Origin of the sequence: Methylomonas rosea, assembly GCF_024505055.1 — a bacterium.
Taxonomy (GTDB): Bacteria; Pseudomonadota; Gammaproteobacteria; order Methylococcales; family Methylomonadaceae; genus Methylomonas; species Methylomonas rosea.
On the sequence record NZ_JANIBL010000004.1, the window covers coordinates 86,250 to 111,489 of the forward strand.

Below are 25,240 nucleotides of genomic sequence, written 5' to 3' on the forward strand. Positions count from 1 at the left end.
GCCTCGGCTACGCTCAATGTGCTTCGTCCCAATTCTCGCCGCTGCCGACTTCTACCAGTAAAGGCACGTGCAGTTCAGCGGCGCCGGACATAATGCCGCGGATGGTTTCCATATGTTCCGCCAAGCGCGTTTCGGCGACTTCGAACACCAATTCGTCGTGCACTTGCATGATCATTTTCACATCCGGGTTGTCCGCGCCTATCCAGGCATCGCAAGCCAGCATCGCCCGCTTGATGATGTCGGCGGCGGTGCCTTGCATCGGCGCGTTGATGGCGGTACGCTCGGCGTATTGGCGCATGGCCGCGTTGCGAGAATTGATTTCCGGCAGATAAAGACGGCGACCGAAGATGGTTTCCACATAGCCTTGCTGCTTAGCCAGTTCCCGGGTGTTATCCATATATTGTTTTACGCCGGGGTAACGGCTGAAGTACAGATCGATATAAGCCTGAGCCTGGTTACGCGGCAAGCCCAACTGCTGCGCTAGGCCAAACGCCGACATGCCGTAGATCAGACCAAAATTGATGGCCTTGGCCGAGCGGCGCAAATCGTGGGTGACTTGGTCCAGTTCCACTTCAAACACTTCCGCCGCGGTGGCGCTGTGTACATCCACGCCTTGCGAAAACGCCGCCAGCAAACCGGCATCGCCGGATAGGTGAGCCATGATTCGCAGTTCGATCTGCGAATAGTCGGCGGCGACGATTTTATAGCCGGGCGGTGCGATGAAGGCCTGGCGGATCTTGCGGCCCTCTTCGCTACGAATCGGGATGTTTTGCAGGTTGGGATCAGACGACGACAAGCGTCCGGTCGCGGCCACGGCCTGATGATAAGAGGTGTGTACCCGACCGGTGCGGTCGTTGACCTGTTGCGGCAGTTTGTCGGTATACGTGGATTTGAGTTTGCTCATGCTGCGAAAATCCAGAATCAGCTTGGGCAAGGCGTAATCCACAGCCAGTTCCTGCAACACCGATTCGTCGGTGGAGGGCTGGCCTTTTGGGGTTTTTTTCAATACAGGCAGGTTCAAACGGTCGTACAAGATTTCCTGAATCTGCTTGGGTGAACCGAGATTGAACGCCGAGCCGGCCAGATCGTGCGCTTGCTGCTCTATGCCTATCATCCGGTTCGCCAACTCCAGGCTTTGTTGGGCCAGCATCGCGCTGTCGATCAGCACGCCGTTTTCCTCGATGCGCGCCAATACGCTAATCAGCGGCACTTCGATCTCGTTATACAAGGCCCACAAGCTGGGGTGCTGTTGCAATTGCGCGGACAGCGTTTGATGCAGACGCAGGGTGATGTCGGCATCCTCGGCGGCGTATTCGCTGGCTTGTTCGATAGCCACTTCGGCAAAGCCGATCTGTTTGACGCCTTTGCCGGCCACGTCTTCAAAATGAATGGTGTCCACGCCCAAGTAATGCTTGGCCAGATCGTCCATATTGTGTTTGGTAGCGGTGCTGTTCAACACATAGGATTCCAGCATGGTGTCGTGTTGGATACCGCGTAAGGCGATGCCGTGATTGACCAGTACGTGGGCATCGTATTTCAGGTTTTGGCCCAGCTTGGGCTTATTCGGGTCTTCCAATAAGGGTTTCAAAGCATCCAACACAGTTTGCCTATCCAACTGAGCTGGCGCATCCGGATAGTCGTGCGCCACCGGCAAGTAAGCGGCCTGGCCGGCATCGACCGCAAACGACACACCGACGATTTGTGCGTCGCTGTAATTCAGGCTGGTAGTTTCGGTGTCGAAGGCAAACAATTCGGCTTGCCGGAGTTTTTTCAGCCAGGCAGCGAAATCGGTTTGGGTGAGGATGGTTTGGTAATCCCTAGCCAGCGCAACCTCCGGCCCGTCCTCCTTCGCGGGTAAAGGCTGAAATGAGGGTGGGCTACTTTGATTCCCCCTCCCCGCCCCCTCTCCCGCTGGAGAGGGGGTTGAGCCATCGCCATTCAAGGTTTTTAGCCAGCTGCTAAAACCCAAATGGCCCAATTGATTTTTCAACGCAGCCATGTCCGGCTCCCTGCGTTTCAAGTCCTCCAGACTGTAATGCAAAGCCACGTCGCATTTGATGGTGGTCAGCTCGCGCGACAGCGGTAACTGGTCTAAGGCCTCGCGCAAGTTATCGCCGATCTTGCCTTTAATCTCGTCGGCGCGGGCGATCAGATTGTCCAGGGTGCCGTATTCCTGCAACCACTTGGCGGCAGTTTTCGGGCCGACTTTCGGCACGCCGGGGATGTTGTCCACCGCATCGCCCATCAGCGCCAGATAATCGATGATTTGCTCCGGCATCACGCCGAACTTGTCCTGCACACCCTGAATATCCATACGGGTGTTGGTCATAGTGTTTTCCAGCGTAATTTGCTCGTTCACCAACTGCGCCATATCCTTGTCGCCGGTGGAGATAATCACCTCAAAACCTTGCCGAGCCGCATTTTGCGCTAGGCTGCCCAGCACGTCGTCCGCTTCCACGCCGTGTTCGATAATCAGCGGCAAACCCAAGGAGCGGATCAAGTCGTGCAAGGGCGCAATCTGCACCCGCAAATCGTCCGGCATCGGCGGTCGATGGGCTTTATATTGATCGTATAAATCGTGACGGAAGGTCTTGCCCGGCGCATCGAACACCACGGTGATATAGGGCGTGTTGTAGTCGTTGATTAGTTTGCGCAGCATGTTCGACACGCCATAGACCGCATTGGTCGGCTCGCCCTGGGCATTGGTCAGCGGTGGTACCGCGTGGAAGGCGCGAAACAGAAACGACGAGCCGTCGACCAGGATCAATTTGTTTGGGGCGGAATCGGACATGTAGAGTCAACAAGCAACAGTAGGGTTGTCGCAACGATACAGGGCCAAGCTAATGGCTGCAAGTGCGATATTACCAGTCGGCGGCGCGGACGCTTGACTGGCATGCCGGCAATCGACTATGTTGGAACTCCACTGCTTTCAACCCGATTTCCTCGTGAGTTCAGTCATGGTATTACCGCAAACCCACCGCCACATTAGTCCGGAAGAATATCTTCAGGGAGAACTAGAGTCCGACATTAAGCATCAGTTAATCGATGGAGAGGCTTATGCAATGGCTGGCGCCAGCGAAAACCACAATTTGCTCTCGGGCAATATTTTCAGTGAGCTTAAAATAAACCTGAAAGGCTCGCCTTGCCGCACCTTTATGTCCGATATGAAGCTTCGCGTGGCCGACGATTTTTTCTATCCCGATGTGATGGTGGTTTGCAACGAGGATAACCTGGATTCGTACTATAAAACCGCACCTACTATCGTTATCGAGGTACTGTCCAAAACCACCCGCAAATTCGATCAATCGGCCAAGCGCCTGCGCTGCCAGAACATCCCAAGCTTGCAAGAATATGTACTGATAGAACAGGACAAAGGCGAGATTCAACTGTTTAGCCGTGCGCACAACTGGCAATCGTTTTACTATTATCTGGGTGACCGGATTAACTTTGAGTCTTTAGGTATCAGTATCGCCGTTGAAGACATTTACGAGCGCGTCGACAACGAAGACGTCCTGAGTTTCTTACAGCAAAAACAGCAAGAAGCCTTGCAAACGGCCTCTTAACCTCCTTCCCGCAAAGCCGCGCTGTGCAGTCTGGCCCGGCGTTTTTTCAGCCAGATCACGACACCGGTCACCGATAGCATCACGATCGCCAAACCCAGTACGCAGACGAAAATTCGATACGGCATGCCGAACACATCGGCCATGTGCAAGGCCGCCAGCCAGCTGGTGACGGTATTGCCGGCATATTGGCCGGTGGGCAGTATCAGCAATTTCTGAGTGCCGGAATTGGCATCGATGACCATTCGGGTGCTGCCGTGCTTTTCCTCGACGTCCGCACTACTGCGCACGGTATACACGTAAAAGCCCTTAGCCGGATTGTAACGAAACCCCAGTTGCGCTTCGATGGCGAAGCCCTGTCGCTTGGCCGCTTGGTCCATCAGATTGACGGCGATGCGGTAAGCATCTGCCCAAGCGACAGGCGGTTGCTCAAGCGGTTTATCCAGATCGGGAAAGTCGATCCAGGGTTCGTGATAATCGGTGAATACCGCCCGTGTGACCGGCGCATAAACCGTATCGGATAGATTCATATACACACTGGACCAGGCAAACACCAACAACATGGCCCACAGCCACAAGCCGCCGGCCCGATGCAGATCGAAGTTGATTCGATAGCTCGAACCCTGCCATTTAATTCGCCAGGCCGGCGCCCAGCGTTGCCAATACGAACGCGTTTCGCCGGCAACCGCGACAGTTTTGGTTTTTTTCGCTGCCGGCAGCGTCAGATAAAAACCCACAAAACAATCCAACGTCCACACCAGCGCGGTAATGCCTAAAATCCAGCCGCCGATTTCATCCAGCGCCAGGGCATAATGCAACTTGTAGACAAAGGGCATCAGGTTGATCCAGCCTTCGGAAATCGCGCCCCAAGTGCGGCGACCCAGTTCTTCGCCGGTGTAGGGATTAAGAATCAGCTGGGTGAAGCCGAGTTCGTAAGGCTTACCGTTGGCCGCATTGGTAAGAGGCACCACATCGAGATGCGCGGCATCGTGTTCCAGCCATATTGAAACAACATTACCCTGCGGCACCAACAATTCGGCCTTGGCTTTTAGCAAAGGCGGACTCAAGCGCGCCGAAGCGGATACAGGCGCGAATAACTGCGGGCTGACTAACTTTTCCAATTCGCTGTAAAACGCCAACAGGCTGCCGGTCAAACCGACGATGATCAAAAACACCGTCATCGCCAGCCCGGCGTAACGATGCACAACTACCCAAAAGGGTCGAATTTTCATAGCGGCTCCAGGATATCCAATATCATGCGGCAATCGTTGCCGTCATGATGTAAGACGTATGAAGCAAGCAAAAACCCCACCGTAAATTGCAAAAGGAGCTTCTAAGATTACTTATTAACCCGGCTCTTAAATTTCCTGGATTCGTCATTCCCGCTAAGGGGGGATTCGTTAGACCGCGCAGCGAATCCAGTGCAGCCGCTGAGCCCTGCCTTCGCGGGAGCGAGGATATCTAAAGGCCGGGTAATAATCCTGTCTACGCGCGTTCCGGTTCCGGCTCATCGACCAAAGCCGCGATAACCAAATCGCCGCTAACATTTAAAGTGGTGCGGCACATATCCAGAAAGCGGTCCACACCCAAAATCAAGCCCATGCCTTCGGGCGGAATCCCGACCTGTTGGGTCAAAATCATGATCAACGGCAGCGAGCCGCCTGGTACGCCGGCGGTGCCGATACCGGCCAGGATAGACATCAACACTATTTGCACTTGCTGCGCCAAAGACAAATCCACGCCATAGACCTGGGCCAGAAACAGCACGGTAATGCCTTCGAACAATGCGGTGCCGTTCTGATTCGCGGTGGAGCCTATCGTCAACACGAAGCGCGCTACCTCAGGCCTGAGTTTCAACTCCTGCTCCGCCAGTTCCAGCGAGCGCGGCAAGGTGGCATTCGACGACGCGGTGGCGAAGGCGTAGAGATAAACATCCCGGCATTGCCGAAAAAAACTCAGCGGTTTGATGCGGGTAAAGAAGCGTAGCAGCATGCTGTACACCACGACTTGTTGTAGCAGGAGACCTGTCACCACCACCAGCACGTAAAAACCCAAGGAAAACAAAATGTGATGCCCAAACTTGAAAGTCGATTGAAACACCAGCGCAAACACCGCAATCGGCGCCAGCTTCATTGCAGTATCAACTACCAATAGGCAAGCGGCATAGGTTTCTTCCAATAATTCCACCCAGCGCGACGGCTTGTCGCCAATAGTCGCCGCCAACGCCGCGCCGAAGGCCAACGAAAAAAACATCAATGACAGCATCTCGCCTTCCAACGCCTGGGTGGCGCTGGCGAAGGGGTTCTTGGGAATGATCTCCAACAAGGATTGCACCACCGGCTTGGCTTGAGCGACGTTTTGCTGAATTTTATTCACACCACCGTTATCACCCAACATCTGCGAAATATCCAGCCCCACGCCCGGCTGCGCCAAGTTGACCAGCGAAATCCCCACCGCTACCGACGCCGAACTGGCCAATAGGGTAAAAAACAAAGTACGCTGGGCGACCCGCGCCAAACCGTGATGATTGCTGAGTTGATACACCCCCAGCATCAAACCGCTCATCACCATCGGCACCACGATCATGAAAATCAGCCGCAGAAAGATCTGGCCGATGGGCCCCATCAAGTATTGGTTAAAAATTTGCAACGCATCGTTGTCGGCAAAACCATGGCATATCAACCCGGCGCAAGCGCCTAGTACCAAGCTAAGTAGCAATCGGTGGTGGTTTTTCATGGGGGTTGGGAAGTGGTTAACCGGAATGGTTCGATCTTAGGGGTTTTACGGGGATTTTGCTTGATTTATCGCGGTCGGGCCTTATTCATCGTTTGATAATGCATACGGTGCAATAGGCGATAGCCGTATTGTACCAAGCGTTAGCCTTCGAATCGGTGCAATACGCTATCGCTATTGCACCCTATTTAATTAAGGGCTTAATGCCATTCTTCATCGACGCCCAGGAAACCCGAGTCACTCGACCAATCGCTTGGATATAGCCCAAGCGCCACGTAATGATGAAATGTCGAATACGGCCAATCGTTAACATGTTTAACCAAACCATGTTTTAGCGGATTGATGTGGCAATAATCGATATGGGCCGCATAATCGGCTTCATTGGTGATCATATGCTCCCAAAATCGACGTTGCCAAATGCCTCGTTCGCCTCGGGTAATTCGAGAGGCGGACCGCTTTTCCGTGGCGGGCAAAGCTTTGGAAAATGCTTGTTTGATGACTCGCCAACGGTTAGCGTTATCCTCGTCGCCTTCAGGTAGTGTCCAAACGCAATGCAAATGATCCGGCAAAACCACCCAGGCATCGATGTGAAACGGCCAACGTTTACGGGTATGCTTAACAACCTCTCGAAGCGTATCGATATGCCGAACCAGCAGGTCGTTGGAATGACGTTCCAGCAGATTGACGGTAAAAAAATAAGTCCCGCCAGGAATACGGTAACGGCGATAGTTGGACATAAGCGATCCATATCCGACGCAAGATGTAAAAGATATAGGGTTACAGAATATTACGCTTTTATATTACCCGGTCGGATAGTATAGGGTGCAATAGCGTTAGCGTATTGCACCAATTCGAAGGCCAACACTCGGTGCAATACGGCTAACGCCTATTGCACCCTATGAGTGCGGCTTATCACGTTGATAATTCGTAGTCATTTAATATAATCCATTAGTAATTGATAATTGGAGGAGTGGTTTAAAACTGGGCAGTATTTACGCCTAGGATGGGATTTTGGAAAACATATCCAGCGCTCCAGATTAATCATGTCGTTGAGAATGCCTAGAAACTCATCAAGATGAACCGCTACAGGTGCGATTTTGCTAGTTTCATTGCCATTATTATAGATTATGGAGGTAGCCCAATCCCTATCGTCGATATAGTCTCTTTTATACCGTTCCAGATGATATTGTTCATCTTGGCTTAAATTATGCCGGTTGTCGTAGCGCGCCATAAACTCGGAAAGTGCTTGCTGGCGTTTTTGATATAGTTTTTGATAGAGATCGACCAGATATTGCACCTTTTTAGGTTTTATCTTGCCATAGCGGTCACCGATAACATTGACATCGTCAATGCCGTGATAATGCAATGTTCCATCCGCATAGAGCTCGATTTGATAATTAAGCCACGCAGCACTTTGGACGCCGTGCTTGTCAAAAATCAATCTAGGGGGAGATTTTGCGGGGCAACTTCCAATCGACAACATCCAAATAACCGTAAGGCGCAATAACCAGCAGGCATCGCATCTTATTACTGTCCGTAATGTTGTATTCAAATTCATGTTAATCTCGGTTATGTCAATCCCAAGCCAAAGGGTTACATCGCTATGAACTCAGTACAACTTTTAAAACGAAACCCGCTAGCGGGTCCGCAGAATGAGACCTGCGGCTCGCGTAACGGTATCCGCCCTACTTAACACTCACCCGCCCCGCCAAACTATTCCCCTGCACCGCCTCGTTATACATATCAAACCCGCTAGCTGGCGGAATCGACGCGCTACCGACTCTAGCGACGCGCCAAACCTGATACAAGGTCAGTTCGCCGCCAGCTTGTAACTTGGCGACGCGGATGATCCGGTCCGGGTAGCGTTGGGTTTCCTTGATGTTGGCCCAGTAACTGTCGTCCTTGGGCTGGATTTTGGCGTCGGCCAGGTAGGTTTCGTCGTTTTCCTGACCTTCCGCCAAGCTGGGGATGCCGTCTTCGATGACCACAAACTCGCTGCCGGGTGTCGGCCTGCCAGCGTCGGCGCTGCGTTTGACGCGCACTTCGCTGACCACCACATCACCGGGTTTCAAGGCCTCGCTCATATCGATCAACTCGCTGCCCTTGGCGGTGATGCGGCGGAAGCTGCGTTGCACCTCCAAACCGGCGGCGCGGGCGGCGACGGCTGAATAGGGCACGTCGACAGCGACTGTGGCGCTGGCGATTTCGTCGGCATTCAACTCGACGAGATGAATTTCGCTGAGGTCCGGGCTATCGCCAAACCGGTTGAAGTTGCCTAGATAACCGCCGGGGATGCGTTGCAACGCACCCATCGTGAAGCCGTCCTTGCTGCTAACCGAAATGCTGCGGGCGTTCTGCTTGGCCGCTGCCGCCGCTTCCTTGCTGAGCAATTCCCGGCTGTTGAAAATCACCAGCGCGGTATCGTAAGTCGATTGCCAGTAGCCGTTTTGCTGGGCTTGCAATAACCCGCGTTTCAGCTTGGCTTCCAAGGCTGGCGGTAAGGCTTGGGCATCGTTTAAGGTACCCAGGCCAGCCGAAATCAAACTCGGCACTCCAAAACCAAAGCCCAAGCTGTTATACAACTCGCTGAGCTGTTGCTGATATGCGGCCGGATCCAAAGCATCCAGCGCCAGTTGCAAGCGTTTGACCAAATCGTTTTTCAACTGCGGCCGATCTTTAAACTGTTGATTAAAGCTATGCCAGTTTTGATTTTCGTAAGCCTTGACGATACGCACTGCGGCGATCAAATCACCCGCGCCAGCCTTAGCGTCAGCAAGCACTTTTTCGACAAAATCGGCCTGCTGCTGCCACGGCGCGTTATAGGCATAACCGACCGTCGCAAAGCCGCTCAACACAAACCCATCCACAACGGCACCGCCTTCGGCGTGATTGTTCAGCCAATCCATGCCTTTGAAATAGGCGTTATTCAAGCCTTCTAGTTGCAAATCGTTGGCGTATTTCAAGGCCTGCAGCGCAATCAAAGTCACCGGCACGGTGGCTTGGCTGTCGCTGGACCACAAGACAAAACCGCCATCGGCTTTCTGGTTTTGAATCAGTTTACGCACACCCAATGCCGCGTTTTGCTTGGCGCGTTGCAGAGTCTTTTCCAACGGCCCTAATTGCTCGGGTTTCAGACCGGCGCGCTCGATCAAATCCAGTAACACCAGATTCGGCACGGTGCTATGCGCCAGTTGCTCGGTGCAACCATAAGGATATTGCACCAGCATAGACGCCGCTTGCAGCGCAGCTCCCAGCAGACCGGAATTGACCCGCACTGTTACTTGCCGAGGCTGAGATTGCGCGGGCAAATCAAGACGTAGCAGATTGTCCTGCTGGCTGCTGCTATAAACCTGTGGCAGCGCGGCGGCTTTTAACGGAATTTCGAATTCCTCGGCGCCGCCGACCCGTACCCCAGCCGGCGCGGTCAAAGCCACTTTCAGCCCTGGCGCACCTTGCCGGTCGTTGGCACTCAAGCGTAACGGCCACAATTGCTCGGCTTTAGCCGCCAGTTCAGCTTGCGGTTCTGTTTCGCCGCTTTGCAAAGGCAAAACGTCCGGCAAACTGATGTTGCCGGTCAGTTTCACCGGCTGGGCCAAGTGATTGGTCAGTTTCACTGCCACGTCCACTTCGTCGCCCTGCCGCAAAAACTGCGGCCCGACCATGTCCACCGCCACGTCGGTGACGCTACGGAATTGGCCGGTGGTTTCGCCGATACGGCCGTCCTTGTCGCTGGCGACCGCTGTGACCAGCCATTCAGTCACGTTGGCCGGCATGTCTACGTCGATAGTGGCATTGCCTTTGGCATCGGTAATCACGTGCGGAAACCAACCGGCGGTATCGCGCATGGCTTTTTTCGCCAATTTGCTTTGGCTTTTCAAAGCGCTGAGCGAGAAATTGGGTTTACGCAGCAAATCGGCGTAACCGTAGCCTTGCAGATCGTCGGAATAGAAGGTCGCTAAATTGCTGCGTTGCAGCGGATAGAAAAAGTCGAAAATGCCGGGACGGAATTCGGCCTGCACCGCATACACGGCGCGGTCGACGATGGACACCGCGATTTCGGTATTCGCTGCCGGGCTGCCGTCCGCGCGCTTGACTTGCAGCTTGATTTTGGTCGGTTTCAGCGGCTCGGTTTCGGCTTTTTCCGGCTCGATGGCAATCTGCAAACGCTTCTCCCAAGGCACGATTCTAAAACCCAGCGTCTGCTCCTTGTACTTGCCGCCGGCCACCGGCACGGTCACGGTGTGGTAAAAGCCAGTGCCATATTCGGGTTTGGCGGTCACTTCAAACCAGCGGCTTCGGCCTTGAGCTTGCGCGCTGCGGCTGTCAAACAAACGCGCGCCAGCCACGGTCTCCCAAATCGCGCCGCTCTCATTATTGCCCCAGGCCTTGGGTAATAAGGCAAACACCTTGGCTTGTTCGCCGGGGCTAAGGATGGTGGTGGGCGTGTACAGTTCCAATTCCGGATTATCCGCTACCGCTTCGCCGCCGTTGCCGGCCACGATTAAGGTACTGGGTTGGGAGTTGGCCGGATGGTTTAAGTTACGGCCATCCAGATTTTCCAAACGCGCCACGGCAGTCAGCCGGCCAAATTCTTTCAAGGCCGGAATGGTCAGCTTTTGCTGACCGCGCTCGTCGGTGACAAAATCCAGCTTCACCAAACTGCGCTTGCCGCTGCCGGGTTGTTCCAGCATTACATCGACCACGCCGCCGGCCTTGGCTGCTGGTTTGCCGTCGGCGTAACTGGATTGCAGCAGCAGTTGCAAATCCTGATCACCGACCGCCGCCACGGTTTTGTTAAAACGCACTGCCGGTTGCGCTTCGGACAAGGTGGCGTAGATGCTGTCGGTCAAAATCGCATTGCCGCCCGCCACATCCTGGGCCCGTACCATTAAAGAATAAATCCATTCCTGATCAGGCTTTTCCTGGTCGGCGGCCGGCACGGTAAACTCGAAACTGCCGTCGCCGCTTTCATCCAGCTTAGCGGCGGTTTCCCAGGGGTTGCTGGCATCAACAGCCTGGCGTTCTTCGATAGAGCTATATAGCCGCTGCGGTTGCGTCAACGGCGCGGCGGATTTGACCTGACCGAAATAATCGTTGCCGGCAGACAAACCGGCGCCAGCTTCGGTGACAAATTGCGGCGCTTCGAACTTTTTCCGGTACAAAAATACTTCGAATTTGACGTTCTGCGGCACGCCGCCGCTGTAGCGTTTGGCGCGGAATTTTAGTTTAAACGGTTGACCTGCTTGCACCACCGGACTGCGATCCAGCCATTCCAGGTAAAACGTCGGTTTGATGTAATCGCGTACCCGGAACTCGCCGCCGTAGGCTTTGTGGTCGATCTCTGCCAGCAAGCGATACAAACCCGGCGTCTGGCTGGGATCGAGATCGAAACTGCCTGAAAACGAGCCAAAATCGCTGAGCTGGGTTTGACCTTGCAAACCGGTGGCGTTGCCGTCGGCGCGAATCAGTGAGACATCGGTTTGTTTGGATTGAAAATCTGGAATCCGCAACTGGCCGTCCTGCAAATTGCGCACGATGCCTTTGTAGAAAAAAGTCTCGCCGGGCTTGAAGATCGGCCGGTCGGTCATCACAAATACCGCGTCGTCCTTGGCCTGCGTCGGCAGGAAGTCGGTGGCGGTCAGCGCGGTGCGCGCCGCTTCACCCGGTTTGGCCGCCGGCGCATCCACCCGCACCAGTAATTTGCCGTCCAGCACCCCATCCGGATTGTTAAAGCTCAGTTCTCCGGCGGCGTTGGTGCTGGCAGGCAAGGTTTGCCAATGGCCACGGCCATCGCGGTAACTGACTTTGGCGCCGGCCAAGGGCTGTAAATCGCGGTTCATCGCCCGCACCAACAACTGCTCGCTGGATTGCTTGACCTGTACCGCCAAGCTGCTGACCTGAATCAAACACTGCGCTTCATTCTTGCCTTGCACCGCTTGCAGCAAATAAATGCCATCCGGCAGCGGATCGAGCGCCACTTGGCGGACTTTGTAGCGATGCTCGCTCCAGTTATCTTCGTTAAACCACCAGCCCAAGTCGTGGGTTTGCTGGCCGTTGCGCAGCAAATCCAGATAGCTCTCTCTCACCACGGTAAAACCCTTAGGTGCTGCGACCAAAACCTGCTGCGGCACCGCCACCAGTGGCTTTTCGGTCACGGTCAGTACCGAACCGCTGAAGTTGGTTTCTTTCAAGGATTTGCGAAACTCGACATCCAGCATGCCGCGCAATAGCTTTAACGGCGATTGCGCGTTGTTCAGACCCTTGGCGAAATAATGGCCGGGATTCAGTTCGCTGACCGGCTGCTCGTAACTGCGGCTGACGTTGAACTGGCCGTCCAGGAAGCTTTCCAAGTTATTGGCTTTCAACACCCGGATCAGCATCGGCTGGTCGGTGAGGGTGTAATCCAGGCGGATGTTGGGAGCTTCGGTGTTGGTGAAGCTGCGTTCGGCGGTTAGGTAGAATGGGCTGCCAGCGGTGGCGCTTATTGGTATTAGTAATGCCGTTAGCAGAATTAGGTGACTGAAGATTGCTATCAGGCTGTTTGGAATTGGTGTCGCTGTCGCGACGGATGTTTTGGTGTCGGGTCTCGGCCCGACAGCCGAGATACTTTCTTTTGCATCGCCAAAAGAAAGTATCCAAAGAAAAGGCGCCCCGGATGCCGCTTGTTTCCTGCGCGCCGAAGCTTTTGCCGAGGGTTTTCGGAAGGGGCTTCCCAGCCCCTCCGAAAACGAGCGGCATCCCTGCCGCTCCCCTAACGGGCTATTCTCGACAAAAGCTCCGGTGCTCGGCGCGGCATACGGGGGTAACCCTGCCGATATTTGGCAAATTCTTTTTAAAGTGCCTGTTTTGGGAATTAAGTTTTTTGCCAAAACTGGATTTGTTTTGATGAAAGCATTTCTCATCTAGAGCCTACTTTTCTTTAAATAATAAAGCTCGAATAGCGAGCAACAAAATAACAGGAATGAGACAGTCATAACCAATAACCCAAAAGTAATGAAAAATTAGATTTGGTATTAACGACTCATCTTGATGTTTTGGGTCAAGAGCATATTTTATTAGTGCCGCTATCGGAACAATAACGAGGGAAATGCCAGTGGATATACAAGCCGACTTTAGAGTAGTAGATGTCAATACCAAAGGTATTAGGCATAAAAATGCAGCATATTTTGGAACGTCAATAGGGAAAGAAAAAAAATTAGTCCATTCGGGAGGACGAAATGTTTTCGAAAAAAGGAATAAATCTGACCAAAATAAAGCCGCATAGCTCAGTGTACATGTACAAATAATGAAAGCTAAAATATGAATTCGGAATAGCATGAAAATCAAAATATGCAATTAGTAAATTTTTTATTATTGTCCGGTTTTTAAATCCAGGGCTCTGAAAAGGGTGATGTATTTGTCCCGTATGCCGCGCCGAGCACCGAAGCTTTTGCCGAGATTAGCCCGATAGGGGAGCGGCAGGGATGCCGCTCGTTTTCGGAGGGGCTAGGAAGCCCCTTCCGAAAACCCTCGGCAAAAGCTTTGGCGCGCAGGATCAAAGCGGCATCCGGGTGGCTTTTCTTTTGGATACTTTTCTTTGGCCAAGCAAAGAAAAGTATCGCGGCTGTCGGTCCGCGAACCGACATTAAAACACCCGTCGCGTTAGCGACACCTCTCCCAAACAACTCAAAAACACGCCAAACCCAACTACAAAGCAAGATCAAAAACCCACTCATTTCCCACCTTCCTGAGCTACCAACTTACCTGCCAAAACAGCCCCAGAATCCCCCTCAACCCTTCCCGCATAACTCAAAATCGGCAAGCCATAAAACAATTTATCCCCCTCCTGCCGCATCGCGGCCTTGGCGGCTTCATAGTCTTGCTGCCAGCGCGGGGCAAACTCATTGGCTTCCTGCGCGTTACCCGCACCACCGGCCAAGAATAGTTCGCGCACCGCCGCGCCGGGGTTGACGAAAGCGGTTAGTTGCGCGGATTGCCAGCGTGGTTTTTCGATGCCGCGTTGCCAATCCAAGGGGCTTAAGGACTGTTTGTTGCAGGCGTCTTTCATCCGGGTCAGCAGGCTTTCCGAGCTGGCGGCTAGGAACAAACTGCCGCCGGCGCATTCCGCACCCAAGTCCGGGTCTTTTAAATATTGCGCGTACGCGGCGCTGGCTTGCGGCTGCTGGGGATTGGCGACGATGATGCCGACCGCGCCGGTTGGGCTGTCGGCGGTGAAATCCCAAACCAAACCCACGCCGGCCGGTTCCGCACCGGGAGACTGGGTAGACGGGCCGTTTGCTGCCAGTGTTTGCCAGTTTTCTGTCGTTAAATCAGGCGATAAGGCCAGGCTGGCAGCGACGCCGGCAAAGGCATCATGCGGGATGCTGGCTAAAACGCCTTCAAACAATTGTCCGTGTAATTGGCTTTGCCAAGCCGCCGCCGGCAGATTCAGCGTCCCCAGTTGGCCGTCTTTTAAGGCAAAATCCCATTGCAACGGATAGGTGGGCGCGCCGGTCAGCACCGGTAATAAATTATCGATAAAGGCTTCGCTGCGTAGCGTCAAACTCAGCGGCGCATCGCTGCGGCGGCTTTGCGGGGCGATGCTGTCGATCACATTCAATAACGCTTCCAGGCTTTGCGCCAGATAAATCCGCTCGCGGAATTGGGTAAAAAACAGTTTTTGCAAGCCGATGCGGGTTTCCAGAATCGGTTCCGGCAGTTTGTTGAGTCGGTAACCGCTGCTAGCCAACACGCCGGCCAAGGCGGGCATGGCTTGATCGGCAAACTGGCTGTCGGTACGCGAATAACTGATCACCCAGCCTTGGTTGGCATGGGCCATGTCGTAATGCAGTTCGGCATTGGCAGCGACCGCATCGCGCAGTAATTGCGCCAGAAATTCGCCCTGCAGGCCATCGAGATTGAGTTGCTCGGCTTTGACTTTCAGGCTTTGCAACACGCCGAAAAACAGGCCCTGCACGAAACGATTGCCGACCAAACTGTGCACTTGCGGCTGGGTATCCCACCAGTTTAAAAACGCTACACCTTGATTGAAGTTCAGGGTAAAGGCCACCGGATGTTTCTTCACGTACCAGGTCGCCTGCTTAGGACAATCCGCGGGCCGCTGCACGGTCACATCCACGGCGGTCGCCGAGCCAACATCGCCGCCGGTCAAGGCCGGGCAATGCTCGTCGCCAGAAGAAACTTCGTCGTTGCTGCCTACCAGCGAAGTGCTGGCGTCCAGGTCGTTATCGGCGGAATCGCGCAATTTCACGGTCAAGTCCAGCAAGGGCAGACCGGTGCGCATCAAACGGCTTAAGGGTTGCCGGGAATAATCCTGATAGGCGACCACGCCAGCGGTGACGGCCAGCACCGCCGCCGAGGCAATCACGGTCAGGCGTTTTGCGGGGCTAAGCGGTTCCATTCGTACACTCCAAGGAAATAGGGATTTTCCGGGCGGGGGATCCACACCGGATCGGGCGATTGCAATAATTCGGCGACGCTGACCACCCGCACTTGAGCCTCTTCGCCCTGCGCGCCATTGTGATACACGGCCAGATTTTCCGGATGGCCGGCGGCGAACAGCATCAAATGGTAGGGCTCGTCGTTGATCAAGGGTTTTTGATAAACCAACAAGTCGCCGCTTTGCGCCGCCGCCAAATTGCGGGATTTCAAGCGGAAGTTGTAGCCGATCAGGGTTTCGGCATCGGCAAAATGACCGTAGCGCGGTTGACCGTTATTCAAGCCGGTTTGCCAGATTTGCGGGTAGTCGGGTATGGCTTTGCGGGCCTGCTCGGATAGGGGCGGCAGCAACAGTTTGGCCGGCACACCAAGCTTGGCGGTGCGCGCGGCGTCGCGTGGCTCTAAAGCGGTGCGGTAAGCAAAACGTACCAGGCCGGCGCAATCGCGTTGTTTAGGCTCCCAGAGCGGACTAAGTTTGCGGGCTTGCAGTAAGGCTACGTCGGTGACGACTTGGCGCAACGCATCGGCGTCTTGCGGTAGCAAGTAGGCTTGCCTGTTTACATGCTCCACACCACCGCCCTCTTCGGGCTGTTGTGACAGCTCCCTCTCTCCGCGGGAGAGGGTTGGGGTGAGGGGGGTCAAATAAGGTAAAGCATTTATTTGCAAACCCTCACCCTGCCCTCTCCCGGAGGGAGAGGGTTCTATTTTAGTTTGTGCGGCAAGTTCTTCTACAGCAGAGGGAGTTGCGTTATTTCCCGATGCAGACGGCTCCAGATAGCCCAACTCCTCCGTACTGTCCTCGGCTTCACCTTCCCGCTTGGGTTCGTGTTTGATGTATTCCTTTACTTCTATTGGCATGTCCCGCTCGGCGTCCTGGCCGGGTACGTAAATTTTTGCCGGCTGGCGGTTGCCTTGGATCACCACATAAGCCAGGGTTTTGGTTTCGCCGGGCCGAGCCAGCGGCTTTTGCACCCGGCGTCGGCTTTCCGTGGGTAAGCCTTCGTCGAGAATAATATCCAAATTCGCCAGGGTATGCTGCACCGCGCCACCCGGCCAGTAATTGGTGTCGATGCGGAACACGCCGAGCGGCGGGGCCGGGTGCACGTAAAGATACGGCCCATAGCCGGCTTGGTCGAAATTGTCGCCGTTTTGATTTAAAAAGAAGATGCCGCCGCTGTTGGAATTGGTATCGGCCCAATAGACGTGACTGTTGTCCGGTTCGTAGATATGCAAATCGGTATACACGCCATCGCTATCGCTGGTGAGGACCACTTTTAAACCAATCGAAGCAATCACCGCATCGACTGTGGTGGAAGCCTTGGCAATACCGGCGCTGTTGGCGCATTCGGCAATCACGGTGTTTTTGCCCTTCGCGGCCGGAAATGCACGGGAAAAGCTGCCGTTGGCATTGCGCACGTAGTAACGCACACCGTTGATATTGACGACGATGGGATCGGCGCTTGCGTCGGAACAAGTGCCGGCCACGGTAATCTGCAAGCCGCTGGTCCAGCCGCCGGCCGGCTTGCTAAGTGTCAGGGTGGGTGCTGTGGTGGGTGCGGTTGACAAAGGATGTTGTTGACCGCGCCGGGCCAGAATGTCCGGGTCGTCGCTAGGCGCAGCGCGGCTTTGAGCCGATAAAGCCAACAGCACGGCGGCAATACCGCCCAACCAGCGGATATCGAACAAGAGGGGTATCCGCATCAAGGCCTCCTCGGGCTACCGGATTTAGTAAGTGTTGGAAATGTAGCAAGCAAATCGGCTAACGGCAAATCTAACTGCCGGTTGTTCTGCATAACTTGGACAGACCCTATTTTGGCGCAAAAAAAATCCCCCGTTCCGGCTGGAGCGGGGGATTTTCATCATCAAGAGGTAAACGGCAAAAGGCAGGCGACTTTAATAGCTGAGCTGATTATCCGATGGTCGGGATTAAACCGCAGTCCGGCGGCGTTGCACACCCAAAAAGCCAACCACACCAGTCAAGAACATCCAGGCCGCCGCTGGCAGCGGTACCGGAGAACCTAAACCGCCACCGCCGGCTGTATCACCGTTGCTAACAAATGAATCGCTTGCGTCTTGCGCACCAATTGATCTGACATGTAAGCCGATACGTAAAGCGTTGTCTTGCAGGCCATGACCAAGGTCCAAAAAGCTAACGCCGTTTTGCAAGGCTATACGAATACCCAGCAAATCGTTACTGGCGTTGATCCCTTTGCTAGGATTGCCCGGATTAACATCCGCACCAAAACCAGAGCTTGCAACAAAAGGAATAGCCATTGAGTTGCCGCCAGGCAAATTGCTTGGGTTCAGGGTGGTGCCGAAATCAGTCGTCCCACCTAACTGCAGAAAAGGAGCGTATTGAGAAAGCAGAAAATTAGCGTCGTCAAAATAGATTTCGGCGATATTGGAAGCAATGCCAACTGTGTTTTTAAACGTGAATAACACATCATTTACGCCGATACTTTCGCTCAATAACGAAAGAGCATCGGCCTGATTAAATACCTCGACATGCAACTGACTAGCCACGTCTTGACTGCTATTACTGGTAACACGCGTAAAACCCAAGCTTATGGGCGACGCAAAGGCCTGGGTGCTGGATAAAAGCAATACCCCAGCAGCTACTAACGATTTGGTTAAGACGAACGATTTCATTACAAGGTCTCTCATGATTTTAAAAGCGATGCTTGATTCTATAGTCTTAGCAATTCACTCACAACCCTCCCAAAAGGGCAGTAAGGAAGGATAAAGTTATTCGAGAGTCCCTTGCAAACGGGTAACCCAAGCGTCTTTCGCATTCGGATCGACATGGAACGCCAGCGCCACCGGCTTGTGCAACAAGCCTTCTTCGCCGGATGCATTGGGATTGAGTTGGCGTTTTTCCACAAAGTCGATCATGCGCCGCAGGTGGTAAACCAGCAACACGCGATTGCCCTCGCTGCCTTTGTAGATTAAATAGCCCACATTATCTTCGCTCAAGTCCGGGTTGCGGGCGATCAGCGCCGCCAATTTGGTGTCGCAAATGCCCGCCAGACTTTTCAATACTGAATCCGGATGCCGGCGGATCAATCCCAGGGAATGCTCGACCAAGTTGCCGGCCAGTTGCTGCTGTTGCAATTGCTCCAGTTCGGCATCGCTAAGCAAGAAACTTTCCGCGACCAGATAATGCCGGTCACGCTCGCCGTCGTTGGCAAACAGCGAAATTTTTGCCACCGCAGTGTCCTCCAAGGCATTCAGGAATTCTTGCGGCGAACGGATGTGTTTGTCGATAGTGACCACCCAGGGCAAGGCGCGACCCGTCGCTTCAAAGCGCGATTTGACGCTGCCGATGACGCCGGAACGCGACAGCTCCAGTTCCCGGCCGACCGGCTTCACCAAAAACGCATCGACGGCGGCGATCTGGGTGCGAAAGCCGGCGGCCTGGAAATGTTTGATCGCAGTCGAATAGCGCGGATAATAGGGAATGCCGGTGCCGTCGTAGAGAATATTGATCCGCAACTCACGGGCCTGTTGCGCCACCAAGTCACGCAGCCGATTGGCGAAGGGTTCGACGTAAACGTAGTCGTCGCTGTGGTGGTTGGCAGCAGTCAACAAGCGGTACAAATCGCTGAGCTTTCTGAATTCGTCCAGGGACGCGATGACAAAATTGTCGCCGCACAGTGCCGTCGCGATTTCCTCGACTGCGGTTTTACCGGCGCCGGCACCGCCCATGCTCATCAAAAAGTGCGGTTGGTCCGCTGGGGTTTTGCCGGCAAAAATCGCATCCCTGGCCGCCAATAAAATCCGAGTAATCTTAGCCAAACGTTCGTAGGCAATTTCCACGGTGCGGCGCAGGCGGGTTTCGTTGCGGGCCGCGACCAGCATTCTTTGTTTTAAGGTTTCGTTGTCCGCCAATAAAAATAAATTGGCTTGCTCGCCGGCGCATTGCTTCAATAAATCGATCAACTCGGCCTGGCTGGGGGAGCGCAAGCCGGTGAGCATGTTCACGTCCAAGCAAAACAAAGGGGCGACACCGTCTTCGCGAATGGGGATGGCATCAATCTCGAATTTGCCGGGGGCGCGCAAATCTTCGGTGCCCGGCAGATAGCCGATGATGTGTTCGGATACGCTTAAGGGATTGTCGGCAAAATGTTGGCCAGCAATAAGTTGCTCGGCGGTGATGCTGCTCAATGGCACCAGACCGCCAGTCACGGTGATCAGACATTCCACGCCATCGCCGGTGATATGCGACAGAAACGGAATGCCTAGTAAAAAGCGTTTGTTCTCCGGCCATTTGCCGTAGCGGTTGGCATGGTTATGCAGGCTTTTAATCCGTTTAGGATCGAGCGCATGGGCAAAGGCGCGGCTCAGCGCCCGGTGTTGGCTGCCGTGATCGTGCAGGACTAAAGCGTCATCGGCAGTTAGGCGGCGAAAGTCGACACCTTGTTCGTAAACCGCTTTAAAGGCCGGCAGATTGCCCAACGCGGTTATGAAAAAATCCAGCGTCATTCGGTTGCCGTAGCCATACGGCCGAATCACCCTCAAGGAATGATAGAAGCTGGCCAACCGCTCGGCGATGTCGTCGCTATGAATCACAAAGCCGTTATTATCGAAAATCGCCGTGTCGGCATTGCTGTCGCCGTCCAGCACCAGCCTTTCAATCGCCTCGCGAAACTGTTTGCGTTTGCCGGCATCCGGCATCGTGCCGGGCCGATGAGTGACGGTGGGCTGTTCCTTCCAATCGCTAAACATCTCTCGGTGAATACGCGAGTACAAGCCGGTCATATAAGTGACGCGCTTGGTCTGATCGTGCGAGACGGTGATTTCCAGCTCTTGCAGCAAGGTCGATAACAGTCCCGCGCCTTGGGCGATGGCCAGTGCGGTACGCAGGCGTTTTAGCGGTCGGTAACCCGGAATATTCCGGCTGGGGTTTTGCATAATCGACCCTCTTATTTTTATAGTTATTATTTTATAGGCGGTGATCTTAACTGGTTATTGGAGGAGAAGGAATATTGGCTGAATGTCATTGACCGGGAAAGCGCTATTGTTGGCGGCCGAGTAAGTCTGCTGCATTGCGATATGGTGCTCCGTCTTATGACGAGGCCAGAGGGGTTTCATTCTCGGATTTCGCCTGCGTGGAGCAATGTTAGCAGGCATGGGCAGGATTCTATAAAGCCCCTTGACGCCTGTCTGGCGACCGCTTTTCAGGTACAATAAGTATATTTTTTATCTATCAAGTGGCTCCCGACGTGTCGATTAGCAAAAACGATGTCTCTACTTTTCAGGGCCTGATTCTGACCTTGCAGGAATACTGGTCGAATCAGGGTTGTGTGTTATTGCAGCCTTTGGATCAGGAAGTCGGCGCCGGTACTTTCCACCCCGCCACGTTCTTGCGCGCCATCGGACCCGAGCCTTGGAACAGCGCTTATGTGCAACCTTCGCGCCGCCCGACCGACGGCCGTTACGGCGAAAACCCCAACCGCCTGCAGCATTATTACCAATTTCAGGTGATTATGAAGCCCTCGCCGGACAATATTCAGGAATTGTACTTGGGCTCTTTACGCCATTTAGGCCTGGATTTGTTGGAGCACGACATTCGTTTTGTGGAAGACAACTGGGAATCACCAACCTTAGGCGCTTGGGGCCTAGGCTGGGAAGTCTGGCTGAACGGCATGGAAGTCACGCAGTTTACTTATTTCCAACAAGTCGGCGGCCTGGAATGCCGGCCGGTGAGCGGTGAGATTACCTACGGCCTGGAGCGAATCGCCATGTATCTGCAAGGCGTGGAGTCTGTGTACGACTTGGTCTGGACGCGCGGCCCGCAAGGCGTGGTCACTTACGGTGACGTATTCCATCAAAACGAAGTCGAGATGTCCGAATTCAACTTCGATCACGCCAATGTCGATTTCCTGTTCCAATGCTTTGATACCTACGAACGCGAATGCCTGATGTTGCTGGAGAAAAACCTGCCGTTGCCGGCTTATGAAATGGTATTGAAAGCTTCGCATTCCTTTAACTTGCTCGACGCCCGCCACGCCATTTCGGTCACCGAGCGGCAACGTTACATCTTACGGGTACGCAACATGGCCAAATCGGTCGCCGAAGCTTATTACAACCGCCGGGAAGCGCTGGGCTTTCCGATCCTCGCCAGACAGGGAGCGTAACATGACCGAGACCAATCATTTATTGTTCGAACTGGGCTGCGAGGAGTTACCACCGAAGTCCTTGAAAAAACTCAGCCAGGCCTTGCTGGACAACATTCTGGCCGGCTTACAAGAAGCCGGTTTGAGCTACAACCAAGGCCGCGCCTACGCCACGCCGCGCCGCTTGGCAGTGTTGATCGACGATTTACAAACCTTCCAGACCGACAAGGTCGTGGAAAAACGCGGTCCGGCAATTCAGGCTGCTTACGCCCCCGATGGTTCGCCGAGCAAGGCGGCGCTGGGTTTTGCCGCCAGTTGCGGTGCCAGCTTTGAGGAATTGGAGAAACTAGAAACCGACAAGGGTTCTTGGCTGATCTTCAAACAGGCGGTTAAAGGCCAGGCCACTGCCGAGTTAATTCCGGACATTATCCGCAAAAGCCTGAACAATTTGCCGATTGCCAAACGTATGCGTTGGGGCAGTTTCGATGCCGAATTTGCTCGGCCGGTACATTGGGCAGTATTGCTGTTTGGCTCCGAAATTCTGATCACCGACATTCTCGGCCGCACCACCGGCCGCGTCACCCGTGGCCATCGTTTCCATTCGCCACTGGATTTGAGCATCGGCAGTCCGCACGAATATCTGGATATTCTGAAACAGTATGGCAAGGTGCTGGCCGACTTCGACGAACGCATGACCATCATCCGCGACGCCGCGAATCAAGCTGCCAGCAACGTTGGCGGTATCGCCCATATCGAAGACGACTTGCTGGAAGAAGTGGCGGCATTAAACGAATGGCCGGTACCGGTCGTGGGTAATTTCGACGCGCGTTTTCTGGAGTTGCCGCAGGAGGTATTGATCACCACGATGCAGGCCAACCAGAAATATTTTCCGGTTAAAAATGCTGCTGGCCGTTTGTTACCGCATTTCATTACCTTCGCCAATATTGAAAGTTCCAACCCGGAGTCCATCCGTCAAGGCAATGAACGCGTGGTGTTGCCGCGTCTGGTCGACGCCGAGTTTTTCTGGAAACAGGACAGAAAGCAATCGTTGGCCGAGCGGGTCGAGAGCCTGAAAAGCATCGTCTTTCAAAAAGATCTGGGCACTTTGTTCGACAAAACCGAACGCGTCGCTAATCTGGCGGCTTTGATCGCCGAAAAACTTGGCGCCAATGTCGAATTAGCCAAGCGCTCCGCACTGTTGGCTAAAACCGATTTGATGACCAATATGGTCGGCGAATTCGCCAATCTGCAAGGCACGATGGGTCGTTATTACGCTGTGGCCGATGGCGAACATGCCGACGTAGCATTGGCTTTGGAAGAGCATTATTATCCCAAACAATCCGGCGGCGCGACACCGAGCGGCGCAATCGGCCAGGTGTTGGCGCTGGCGGAAAAAATAGACACCCTGGCCGGCATTTTCAGCGCCGGCTTGATCCCAACCGGCGATAAAGACCCTTATGCGTTGCGCCGAGCCACGCTGGGCATCTTGCGGGTACTGATCGAAAACGGTATTGCTTTGGATGTAGTGGAACTACTGGACGCGGCACTGGATCAATTCAGCCATGACTTTAATAAGGCCGAAACCCGACAGAAAGTGATCGGTTTTCTATTCGACCGCTTAAAAGGCTATTGCCTGGATCAAGGCTACACCAGCCACGAATTCGAAGCGGTATTGGCGGTCAATCCGACCAGCCCCTTGGATTTTATGTTGCGTATTCGCGCCGTGCAAAGCTTTAGGGCCTTGCCGGAAGCGGAAAGTCTGGCGGCCGCTAACAAGCGCATCATCAATATTTTGAAAAAATCGGATCACGCACCTACCGAGGACATTGGCACCCTGATCGAGGCGGCCGAGAAAAACTTGCTGGCCGCTGCCGAGCAATCGGAAACCGACATTCTGCCGCTATTAGCCGAACAGGCTTATCCGCAGGCATTGAGCCGACTGGCGCAATTGCGCGATAGCGTCGATGCGTTTTTCGATAATGTGATGGTCAATACCGACGACGAAGCCTTGCGCAACAGCCGTTTGGCATTGCTGGCGAAATTGTCCAATCAATTCTTGAAAATCGCCGATATATCCAAATTGCAATCGTGACCGAGCGTTACGTCATTCTGGATCGGGACGGCACTATCAATGTCGATTCCGACGCATTCATCAAATCTCCCGAAGAATGGCTGCCGCTGGCCGGCAGTCTGGAAGCCATAGCGCTGTTAAATCGGCACGATTACAAAGTGGTGGTGATCAGCAATCAGTCGGGGGTTGCCAGAGGCTTATTCGATTTGGCAGCGTTGGAGGCGATACACGCCAAAATGCATGAATTGGTCGATCTGGCGGGTGGAAGTATTGAGGCGATTTACTTTTGCCCACACGGCCCAAACGACTCCTGCGACTGCCGCAAGCCCAAAGATGGACTATTTCGGCGCTTTGCTGGCGCCACAAACGCCGATTTGAGCCGGACTTATGCAATTGGCGACTCCTTGCGCGATATTCAGGCCGCCGAGTCAGCCGGTGCCAAACCGATTTTGGTCAGAACCGGGAAAGGCGAAAAAACCGCTATTGGTAATCCTCAACTCAACGTTCCTATTTTCGATAATCTTTATGACGCAGCCACGCACATCGTCTCGACAAGCTGATTTCAGAGTCTATTTAGGCTCGACATTGTTGTTCATTTACATAGTATTCTCGACGCTGATTGTCGGGGTAGCCATCTTGGGCGGGTTTTTTCTGCCGTTTCCGATGCGCTATAAAATCGCCGATATTTGGATCAACTGCCTGCTGTATATGCTGAAGTTGTGTTGCGGCTTAAGTTATGAAGTGGAAGGCCTGGAAAACATTCCGCGCGATAGCGCGGCGATTATCCTCAGCAAACATCAGTCGGCCTGGGAAACGGTGGCCTTGCGGCAATTTATTTCCCCGCAAACCGCGGTTCTGAAAAAATCGTTACTGCAAATTCCATTCGGCGGCTGGGCCTTGGCGACGTTAAAGCCGATTGCGATTGATCGGCAGAATCAAAAAGAAGCGTTAAAAATGCTGATCGATCAGGGTATCGAGCGTTTGCAGGAAGGCTTGTTTGTAGTGGTGTTTCCTGAAGGAACCAGAGTGGCGCCGGGAGCGCATAAAAAATTTAATGCCGGTGGCTCTATGCTGGCGCAAAAATCGGGTTTTCCGGTGATCCCCTTAGCGCACAATGCCGGCGAATATTGGCCACGTAACAGCTTTTTGAAATATCCGGGCGTCATTAAGGTAAAGATTGGGCCGGCTATTAGCAGTGTCGATAAAAAATCGAAGGATATTAATGCAGAAGCCGAAGCATGGATCAATAAAGCGATGCAGGAAATCGACGAGGAACGCACTGAGGCGTAAATCGAAATTAGGATATAAACGTCTTCTTGACC

Annotated in this window: 17 protein-coding genes; 7 read left to right on the forward strand and 10 right to left on the reverse strand. The window is 53.8% G+C overall.

Going from position 1 to position 25,240, the window contains the following annotated elements:
- Positions 1 to 13: 13 nt before the first annotated feature.
- The gene (gene polA, locus NP589_RS02460; protein WP_256605525.1) at positions 14 to 2,791 is read right to left on the reverse strand and encodes a DNA polymerase I; all 2,778 of its coding nucleotides are present in this window, start codon (positions 2,789 to 2,791) and stop codon (positions 14 to 16) included.
- Positions 2,792 to 2,957: 166 nt separating this feature from the next.
- Here polA and NP589_RS02465 point away from each other — a divergent pair, with 166 nt between their 5' ends.
- Positions 2,958 to 3,563 (forward strand): Uma2 family endonuclease, encoded by a 606-nt coding sequence (locus NP589_RS02465; RefSeq protein WP_256605526.1) that lies wholly within the window; start codon positions 2,958 to 2,960, stop codon positions 3,561 to 3,563.
- Here NP589_RS02465 and NP589_RS02470 read toward each other — a convergent pair.
- From NP589_RS02470 to NP589_RS02490, 5 genes are all read right to left on the reverse strand, one after another.
- Positions 3,560 to 4,792 (reverse strand): PepSY-associated TM helix domain-containing protein, encoded by a 1,233-nt coding sequence (locus NP589_RS02470; protein ID WP_256605527.1) that lies wholly within the window; start codon positions 4,790 to 4,792, stop codon positions 3,560 to 3,562. The two genes, NP589_RS02465 and NP589_RS02470, sit on opposite strands and share 4 nt — an antisense overlap.
- A 253-nt stretch (positions 4,793 to 5,045) precedes the next feature.
- A complete protein-coding gene (locus NP589_RS02475) occupies positions 5,046 to 6,296 on the reverse strand; it encodes a dicarboxylate/amino acid:cation symporter (protein WP_256605528.1) in 1,251 nt (416 codons plus the stop codon).
- A gap of 197 nt (positions 6,297 to 6,493) precedes the next feature.
- Positions 6,494 to 7,030 (reverse strand): REP-associated tyrosine transposase, encoded by a 537-nt coding sequence (locus tag NP589_RS02480; protein WP_256605529.1) that lies wholly within the window; start codon positions 7,028 to 7,030, stop codon positions 6,494 to 6,496.
- A 194-nt stretch (positions 7,031 to 7,224) separates the two neighbouring features.
- Complete coding sequence (locus NP589_RS02485; RefSeq protein ID WP_256605530.1) at positions 7,225 to 7,851, reverse strand: DUF6438 domain-containing protein; 627 nt, start codon at positions 7,849 to 7,851, stop codon at positions 7,225 to 7,227.
- Between the two features lie 127 nt (positions 7,852 to 7,978).
- Positions 7,979 to 12,673, reverse strand: a complete 4,695-nt coding sequence (locus NP589_RS02490; protein WP_256605531.1) for an MG2 domain-containing protein — start codon at positions 12,671 to 12,673, stop codon at positions 7,979 to 7,981.
- Between the two features lie 196 nt (positions 12,674 to 12,869).
- On the opposite strand from NP589_RS02490, the gene NP589_RS02495 reads away from it, so the two are divergent.
- Both NP589_RS02495 and NP589_RS02500 read left to right on the forward strand, forming a co-directional pair.
- A complete protein-coding gene (locus tag NP589_RS02495) occupies positions 12,870 to 13,199 on the forward strand; it encodes a hypothetical protein (RefSeq protein WP_256605532.1) in 330 nt (109 codons plus the stop codon).
- A gap of 187 nt (positions 13,200 to 13,386) precedes the next feature.
- Positions 13,387 to 13,557, forward strand: a complete 171-nt coding sequence (locus NP589_RS02500; protein WP_256605533.1) for a hypothetical protein — start codon at positions 13,387 to 13,389, stop codon at positions 13,555 to 13,557.
- A 447-nt stretch (positions 13,558 to 14,004) separates the two neighbouring features.
- Here NP589_RS02500 and NP589_RS02505 read toward each other — a convergent pair whose 3' ends face one another.
- The 4 genes from NP589_RS02505 to NP589_RS02520 all read right to left on the reverse strand — a co-directional run bounded on the left by NP589_RS02505 (position 14,005) and on the right by NP589_RS02520 (position 20,642).
- Positions 14,005 to 15,693: a hypothetical protein gene (locus NP589_RS02505; RefSeq protein WP_256605534.1), complete on the reverse strand. Its 1,689-nt coding sequence runs from the start codon at positions 15,691 to 15,693 to the stop codon at positions 14,005 to 14,007.
- The gene (locus NP589_RS02510) at positions 15,663 to 17,432 is read right to left on the reverse strand and encodes a DUF1175 family protein (RefSeq protein ID WP_256605535.1); all 1,770 of its coding nucleotides are present in this window, start codon (positions 17,430 to 17,432) and stop codon (positions 15,663 to 15,665) included. Before NP589_RS02510 ends, NP589_RS02505 begins: the two co-directional genes overlap by 31 nt.
- A gap of 225 nt (positions 17,433 to 17,657) precedes the next feature.
- Complete coding sequence (locus NP589_RS02515; RefSeq protein WP_256605536.1) at positions 17,658 to 18,254, reverse strand: VPLPA-CTERM sorting domain-containing protein; 597 nt, start codon at positions 18,252 to 18,254, stop codon at positions 17,658 to 17,660.
- Between the two features lie 222 nt (positions 18,255 to 18,476).
- Complete coding sequence (locus NP589_RS02520; protein WP_256605537.1) at positions 18,477 to 20,642, reverse strand: zeta toxin family protein; 2,166 nt, start codon at positions 20,640 to 20,642, stop codon at positions 18,477 to 18,479.
- A 311-nt stretch (positions 20,643 to 20,953) separates the two neighbouring features.
- On the opposite strand from NP589_RS02520, the gene glyQ reads away from it, so the two are divergent.
- The 4 genes from glyQ to NP589_RS02540 are packed head-to-tail and all read left to right on the forward strand — an operon-like array spanning position 20,954 to position 25,208.
- Positions 20,954 to 21,868: a glycine--tRNA ligase subunit alpha gene (gene glyQ, locus NP589_RS02525; RefSeq protein ID WP_036272636.1), complete on the forward strand. Its 915-nt coding sequence runs from the start codon at positions 20,954 to 20,956 to the stop codon at positions 21,866 to 21,868.
- 1 nt (position 21,869) lies between these two features.
- Positions 21,870 to 23,939 (forward strand): glycine--tRNA ligase subunit beta, encoded by a 2,070-nt coding sequence (gene glyS, locus NP589_RS02530; RefSeq protein ID WP_256605538.1) that lies wholly within the window; start codon positions 21,870 to 21,872, stop codon positions 23,937 to 23,939.
- Positions 23,936 to 24,478 (forward strand): D-glycero-beta-D-manno-heptose 1,7-bisphosphate 7-phosphatase, encoded by a 543-nt coding sequence (gene gmhB, locus NP589_RS02535; protein ID WP_256605539.1) that lies wholly within the window; start codon positions 23,936 to 23,938, stop codon positions 24,476 to 24,478. Before glyS ends, gmhB begins: the two co-directional genes overlap by 4 nt.
- Positions 24,444 to 25,208 carry a lysophospholipid acyltransferase family protein gene (locus NP589_RS02540; protein WP_256605540.1) on the forward strand — a complete coding sequence of 255 codons (765 nt, stop codon included), beginning with the start codon at positions 24,444 to 24,446 and terminating at the stop codon, positions 25,206 to 25,208. Before gmhB ends, NP589_RS02540 begins: the two co-directional genes overlap by 35 nt.
- The last annotated feature ends 32 nt before the right edge of the window (positions 25,209 to 25,240 follow it).